Annotated in this window: 3 protein-coding genes and 1 pseudogene; 2 read left to right on the top strand and 2 right to left on the bottom strand. The window is 70.5% G+C overall.

Annotation, left to right across the window (positions count from 1 at the left end):
* The coding region (locus ABNT58_RS01845) for an NAD(P)/FAD-dependent oxidoreductase (protein ID WP_348751811.1) at positions 1 to 564 on the bottom strand (564 nt) is incomplete at its 3' end.
* Positions 554 to 1,015, bottom strand: a complete 462-nt coding sequence (locus ABNT58_RS01840) for an Rrf2 family transcriptional regulator (RefSeq protein ID WP_348751810.1) — start codon at positions 1,013 to 1,015, stop codon at positions 554 to 556. The genes ABNT58_RS01845 and ABNT58_RS01840, both read right to left, overlap by 11 nt.
* A gap of 120 nt (positions 1,016 to 1,135) precedes the next feature.
* Here ABNT58_RS01840 and ABNT58_RS01835 point away from each other — a divergent pair.
* Together ABNT58_RS01835 and ABNT58_RS01830 are read left to right on the top strand one after the other, a co-directional pair.
* A pseudogene (locus tag ABNT58_RS01835) lies at positions 1,136 to 1,994 on the top strand (penicillin acylase family protein); the annotation flags it as partial.
* Between the two features lie 3 nt (positions 1,995 to 1,997).
* The gene (locus ABNT58_RS01830; protein WP_348751812.1) at positions 1,998 to 2,588 is read left to right on the top strand and encodes a penicillin acylase family protein; all 591 of its coding nucleotides are present in this window, start codon (positions 1,998 to 2,000) and stop codon (positions 2,586 to 2,588) included.
* Positions 2,589 to 2,660 lie beyond the last annotated feature (72 nt).

Genomic DNA, 2,660 nt, shown 5'->3' with positions numbered 1-2,660 from the left:
CACGCCCCGCGCGGCCAGTTGCGCCAGCGCCGCGGCATCGGGCTCGAAGCGGCCATTCAGGCACAGCGTGACGTCGCCCCATTCGGGCAGCAGCAGCGCCTGGTGCAAGGACTCGGGCCCCGTGGCAATGAGGCCGATGCGGCCCAGCTGCAATTCGTAGCCATGGCAATACGGGCAATGGAACACGCTGCGGCCCCAGCGGGCCTGCAGGCCCGGTATGTCTGGCAACTGGTCGACCACGCCGGTGGCCAGCACGATGCGGCGGGCCGACCAGGCCTGGCCAGCCGCCTGCAACTCGAAGGCGTCGGCCTGGCCGCTGGCCTGCGTCACCGCGGCATCGACGAACTGCACCGTGGCATAGCGTGCCAGCTGTTCGCGCGCCTGCCGCACCATGTCGCCGGGGGCATCGCCGTCGTGCGCGAAAAAGCCGTGCGAGGCCGGCGCAAAGCGGTTGCGCCGCTGGCCCATGTCGAACACCAGCACGCTGCGGCGTGCACGCGCCAGCGGCAGCGCCGCCGACAGGCCGGCGTAGCTGCCGCCGACGATGGCCACGTCATGCGTCATGGACGGTCTCCTGCAAGGGTCGGCCGCTGGCTTGCAGCCGCTGGCGGAAGTCGCGCGACAAGGCCGCCAGCGTGATGCCCGACAGGCGCTTGAGCAGCAGCGCCTCGGCCTGCCGGTAGGCATCGTCCAGCGCGGCATTGACGGCCTGCTCCACCAGGCAGCCGGGGCTTTCTTCCCGGTGGCCGACGGCCAGCAGCGCGGGGGCGCCCACGGCCTCATGGATGTCGCGCAGCGTGATGCGATCGAGCGGGCAGCTGAGCACCCAGCCCCCGCCATGGCCCTTGGCCGAGGCCACCAACCCGGCATCACGCAGCCCGGCCATCAGCCGGCGGATGACGACGGGGTTGGTTTGCATGGCACGCGCCAGCCACTCGGACGTGGCGGGTTGCTGCAGTTCGGCCATGTGCAGCAGGCAGTGCAGCACGCCGGACAATCGGCTGTCTCGTTTCATGCAACCAGTGTAGTTGCGTGATGAGAGATCGTGCCGGCGTCAGGGTCAAAACAGCTGCCTGTGCAGGGCCCTGCCGACATGGCTGGTGACGCACCCTTTGCGGGATAACCAGCGCGGGCCGTGGAGCACGACCGCGCGGCGCGCCTCTTCCTCTTCCGCGGCAACCTGGACGAGGAGTTCGCCAGCTACCACCCACGGGCACGTGAGATCCTCACGACCTTCTCGCAACGCATCAATGCCTTCGTCGACGAAGCCAAGGCCGATGCCAGCAAGCTGCCGGTGGAGTTCCGCCTCACCGGCACCGAGCCGGGCTACTGGTCGCCCACCTCGTCGCTGATCCGCATCTACGGCATCACCCGCAACGGGACCAGCGAGGTCTTGATGGCCCGGCGCATCGGGGCGGTGGGTCTGGCCACCACCCAGGCGCTGACGGTGAACGCGCTGCGCTACATGGTGCACCTGAACGCGCCGGGCTGGAACGTGATCGGCGCCGGCGAGCCGGCCCTGCCCGGTGTGTCGACGGGCCACAACGAGCGCATCGCCTTCGGCCTGACCATCTTCGCCTTCGGCGACGAAGAAGACCTGTACGTGTACGACCTGAACCCGGCCGACCCCAGCCAGTACCGCTGCAACGGCGCCTGGGAAAGCATGCGCGTGGTCAAGGAGCCGGTGGGCGTGCGGGGCCAGGCCACACCCACCGAGACCGATCTGCGCTTCCCCCGCCATCGCCCGCCATTTCACGCCCGGCGAAAACATGGTCTATGCCGACGTGGACGGCAACATCGGCTGGTTCGGCGGGGCGCTGGCGCCCATCCGGCCGCGCGCCGACGGGTCGGGCATGCTGCCCGTGCCCGGCGACGGCCGCTATGAATGGGCCGGCTACCTGCCCGGCTCGCTGCTGCCGCGGGTGCTGAACCCGCAGCAAGGCTTCTTTGCCACCGCCAACCAGTTCAACGTGCCGGCCGACCATGCCTACCGCAGCATGTCGGCCACCGCCTGGGCAGAGCCCTACCGCTTCGAGGCCGCCGGCCGCGCCCTCTTCGGCAGCCTGTCACGCCCGGTGGTGCTGGCCAGGCTGGCCGCGCCCGATGCGGTGTTCGGCGCCGACCCCGCCGCGGGCCGCGATGCGGTGATGCTGGAGACCTTGAAGGCCGCGCTGCAGGATGTGAAGGCCAAGGCCGGCTGGGACAGCGCCGCCTGGCAGTGGGGCCAGTTGCACCACATCCAGTTCGAGCATGAGCTGACGCCCTTCCTGAGCGAAGCGCTGGCCACGCCGCTGCAGACGCCGCGCTACCCGGTGGGCGGCGACAACGACACGCTGCACCGCACCTCCTACCGCACGTCGGACTTCCGCGTGACCAGCGGCGCCTCGTACCGGCAGGTGATCGACCTGGCCGACTGGGACAACTCGCTGGCCATCAACGTGCCGGGCCAGTCGGCCGACCCGGCCAGCCCGTACGACAAGAACCTGATCGAAGCCTGGGCCAAGGGCGAGTACTTCCCGATGGCCTTCAGCCGCGCCAAGGTGGACAGCCTGCGCGCCGACCGCCTGGTGCTGCGGCCGGCGCGCTGACGACCCACGGGCAGCGGCCGATCAGGCCAGCGGCAGGCCCAGCGCCGGGTCGCTGACGGTGTGGCGGCCGGT

Source organism: uncultured Aquincola sp., from assembly GCF_964001545.1.
GTDB lineage: Bacteria > Pseudomonadota > Gammaproteobacteria > Burkholderiales > Burkholderiaceae_C > Aquincola.
The sequence above is the reverse complement of the archived record's forward strand: the minus strand, read 5'-3'. Positions and strand labels throughout refer to the sequence as shown.

Coding starts and splice junctions, on each gene's coding strand:
- ABNT58_RS01830 (WP_348751812.1), top strand. CDS start 1,998: ATGTCGGCCACCGCCTGGGCAGAGCCCTACCGCTTCGAGGCCGCCGGC.
- ABNT58_RS01840 (WP_348751810.1), bottom strand. CDS start 1,015: ATGAAACGAGACAGCCGATTGTCCGGCGTGCTGCACTGCCTGCTGCAC.